The organism is Streptococcus dentapri (genome assembly GCF_042649885.1).
Lineage (GTDB): Bacteria > Bacillota > Bacilli > Lactobacillales > Streptococcaceae > Streptococcus > Streptococcus dentapri.
The window spans coordinates 1-1541 of the sequence record NZ_JBHSAC010000053.1; the positions used below are offsets into that span (position 1 = coordinate 1).

At 44.0% G+C, this 1541-nt stretch carries 2 protein-coding genes; both read left to right on the forward strand.

The window, feature by feature from the left end; translation table 11 throughout:
- A partial coding sequence (locus ACFOSE_RS06510; protein WP_380431825.1) for a polymorphic toxin type 15 domain-containing protein occupies positions 1–759 on the forward strand: 759 nt, incomplete at its 5' end.
- A gap of 9 nt (positions 760–768) precedes the next feature.
- Complete coding sequence (locus ACFOSE_RS06515) at positions 769–1311, forward strand: T6SS immunity protein Tdi1 domain-containing protein (RefSeq protein WP_380431827.1); 543 nt, start codon at positions 769–771, stop codon at positions 1309–1311.
- Positions 1312–1541 lie beyond the last annotated feature (230 nt).

The following is a 1541-nucleotide window of genomic DNA, read 5'->3' on the forward strand; positions in this document are numbered from 1 at the left end:
GTCAGAACGCCTGATTCCTCTTCTGTTCAGCCGGAGGTGCCTCATGTTTCCCATCAGACCGATGGGTCTGGCTTAGAAGCTGGGGCAGTTTCTGGAGCTAAGGGCAGTTCGGTTCCTAGAGCCAAGGTTGGCGATGTCGAGGCACCGGCTAGAGCTGGGGAGGTATCCGGCAGTGCTCGAGAGCTTCCTAAGGCGAGTCCTAAGATGGACACACCGGAAGGGAAAGCTGGGGAAGTGGCAGGAGTTACCAGTGCTGTAGATGATGTTCCTCGGATAGACAAGGTAGAAGTCGAGTTTAACCGTAACCCTAAGCATGATGAAGTTGAGTTTTCTCGTCAGCTTGCAGATCAAGAAAAAGGCATGAATGAGCTGACCGTTCAGGAATACCTTGATAACCGTGAAAAATATATCGCAGAAGGTAGAGCCCTAGAAGGGGATGCGGCTCAGAAGGCAGCACGAGAGGATGCTTTTGAAACCAAGTATAAAGAATTACGTGACTCAGGTTTATCTCGTTCAGAGGCTCAGGCACAGGCTCAAGCGTGGCTGGATACTCAAGCTGCTCTTCATAATCCCGACCAAATTGCTGGAGGGAACCCGCTCAATATTGGCGGAATGGGAGATAAAGCCATTAACTCATCCATTGGTTCCCAGTGGAAATACCGGATTGATGCAGTCGATGAACAAATTCAAGCCATGGCAGCTAAGATGACTCCTGACCAATTGCAAAATACCTATTTAAATGTTAAACTAACATATTAGGAGGAACGCATGCTTAAAGACTTTAATAAAGTGGCAGACATGCCTCAAGAAGTGATTGAGAAGTATAAGAATAAGGTACCTGCCGAACTGCTTCAAATCTGGGAAGAAGACGGCCTAGGAACTTTTCTTAATGGCTACCTCAAGGTCATCAATCCGGAAGATTACTTAGAACTGGTCCAAGAAACCTATTTTAGAGGAGATGTCTCTGTTCCGATTTTTGTGACAGCTTTTGGAGATGTTATCACTTTGGAAGAAGGAAAAACCCTAAGAAATGTAATGTATAGAGAAGGTAACTTTAAACTTATACCTGGTGGTATGAAATATTTTGTAATTGATTTAGAGGATAAAGAATTTATTGAAGAAAGTTTTGATATTGATTTTTACCAAGAAGCTATTGAGAAGCATGGGGAATTGGACTATAACCAATGTTTTGGTTTTGTACCGTTACTCGCTTTAGGTGGTTTCAAGGATGCCGATCATTTAGATAAAGTCAAAATCTTTGAGCACATCATGCTTATTACACAGCTGGTTGGCGGTATTGGTATGGAGTAATGATCATTTCAGATTCTGTTTGTATCACCACATCGAATTAGTGGCATAATCTGAAGACAGAGGGAGTAGGTTTGGCTGCTCCCTTTATTTTAAAATTTTTTATACTGATAGGAAAGACCAGTGAAGTTGAGAATGTGCCCTTCAAGGCGTCCTTGAATACGGTTCGACGGCGGTTTTGACCACTTATTCTGTGGCCAATGGGGTGTCTGCGGTGACGACTGGGACGGACC